Origin of the sequence: Novipirellula sp. (genome assembly GCF_041583735.1) — a bacterium.
In the GTDB taxonomy this organism is placed as follows: domain Bacteria; phylum Planctomycetota; class Planctomycetia; order Pirellulales; family Pirellulaceae; genus Novipirellula.
Genome location: NZ_JBFHFD010000989.1, coordinates 1 through 2,043, shown reverse-complemented (window position 1 = coordinate 2,043; position 2,043 = coordinate 1). Strand labels below are relative to the sequence as shown.

Below are 2,043 nucleotides of genomic sequence, written 5' to 3'. Positions count from 1 at the left end.
GTCATCGAAAGCGAATGCTTCGGTTCCCAGCCGAGCAATTCTTTGGCTCGTGAGATGTCTAAGGCGTAGTGGTCGTCGGCCATCGAGACCATAAACGGTTTGATAAACGCGTCGCCGCCCTGCATTGCATCACTGACTGCCGCGCCCACTTTAGCAACCGATTTGGGGATTTCCATCGTCGACCATTCTTTGCCATGCAGCTGTTTGCCGATCAGGTTTTGTAGCGTCTGGTACGACAGCGTTTCTTCTTCGCCAATCAAAATTGCGGTTTTCGGCGCGATCGCATCACGTCGCTCGACAGTGCGGACGATCGCATCGACGGTGTCTTCCAGGTGCACCGCTGCTTGCCCCGCATCGGTATCGCCAGGGAAAAAGCGAGCTTGAAAATCCTTTTCGTAAATTCGTTTGATTTGCTGGACGATCGTCGGCTGGCGTCCGTAGTCGGTGTAGACACCGGCAACACGCAGGAATACCGAGCGAACATTGGGGTGTCCTTCGCGGATCAGCCGTTCAGTTTCAATCTTGCTCTGTGGGTACGGCCACCTCGCTTTGAGCGGATCATCCTCACGGATTCTTTCTCCCACTGCACATGGAGCATGCACCAACATGGTGCTGGTGAAAATGAATTGTTCGCACTGGAAATCTTCGAGGGCGTTTAGTAGTCGGTCCGTGCCGTTAATGGTGACAGTCTCGTATAGTTCGCTGTCTTCACCCGAGAAATCATAGTAGGCCGCCATGTGCACCACGCTAGCGAGTTTACCACCGGTTTTGCCACGGACATTTTGCATCGCGCCTTGAACCGAAGAGTAGTCAGTGATGTCGCACTCGATGTCATGCACGTGCTGGAGTGCTTTGGGTGGCTCGGGCAAACCAACACGGTCGAACCCAAAAACTTCGTAGCCAGCTTCGGCAAGTCGACGGCACGTGAGGTTGCCAAGCAATCCAGAGCTGCCGGTGACAATCACGCATGGGCGTTCGCTAGACATGTTTTTTCTCTGATATGAAAGTCGATCAGTTTCTCAACAAAACAATTCCTTTGACTTTGTGTCGCAACTCGCATGCCAACGAAACATTGGTTACATCGTGTAGAACACAGCCAACCCGGCAAGGTACGTCGCCAGCACCGCAAACGAATCGACTCCCATCCCAAAAACCGTCTTGTCACGTCGCTCCAGAATTCCCCACAAATACAAACTGGTGACGACAATTCCCAGCGCCGCCAGAAAGGCTGCGGACGGCTGCAACGCGTCAAACAGGTTGCCTTCGCGATAAGCCAACTCTGCAGGCAGAAACAACGCGATCTCGAGGCTGTTCGTGCCAAGAATGTTTGCCGCCGCCATGCTGTACGCTCCAAAACGGACCGCAGAATAGGTCGTACTCAGCTCGGGCAAACTGGTTACCAGTGCGACCAACGTGGCACCGACAAAGCTTTGCCCGATCCCTGTCTGCTCAGCGATCATTTCGCCCGATACCGCGACAAAGTAGCCTCCGATCAAGACAACGGCCGAGGCGATGGCAAAGTAGCCGACCAAGCCGCGGGTGGAGACGTCTTGGTATTGGTGTCGATGTGCATCCTTGATGTCGCGGGCCGATTCGGGCGGCTCGGCAATCTCGCCACGCGGTTCCCATCGCGGTTTCCCCTCGTAACGGTAGATCACCCACAATGATGAAATGTACGCTGCAAATAATAGAATTGGCCAAACTCCAACGCCAGCAATGGAGTATAGCTCGCCACTCGTGACGGCGGCCGACGCCAGTGCGATCAAGGCAATCAACATCACGCCGACCATGATCAATGACGATTGCGGCGAAAAGAGAGTGAGCGGGCGACCACGCAATACAAACGCATCAATCAAAGCCAAAACCGCAACCTGCATTACCACGCCTCCGAGCAGATTGTTTCCCGCTAATTCGGCCGCTCCCGAGTAGGATGCCGTCAACGTCGTGGCGAGCTCGGGCAAGCTGGTGGCACCGCCAAGCAGCAAAGCCCCCGCAAACGCTTTTCCCAATCCTGTCCGGTCCGCAAACAGGTCAACGTACTTG

At 54.8% G+C, this 2,043-nt stretch carries 2 protein-coding genes; both read right to left on the bottom strand.

Translation table 11 applies throughout. From position 1 onward, the window contains the following. On the bottom strand, positions 1-986 hold a 986-nt coding region (locus ABX962_RS35345), incomplete at its 3' end, for an NAD-dependent epimerase/dehydratase family protein (protein WP_372726347.1). A 90-nt stretch (positions 987-1,076) separates the two neighbouring features. Next, a partial coding sequence (locus tag ABX962_RS35340; RefSeq protein WP_372726346.1) for a sodium:calcium antiporter occupies positions 1,077-2,043 on the bottom strand: 967 nt, incomplete at its 5' end.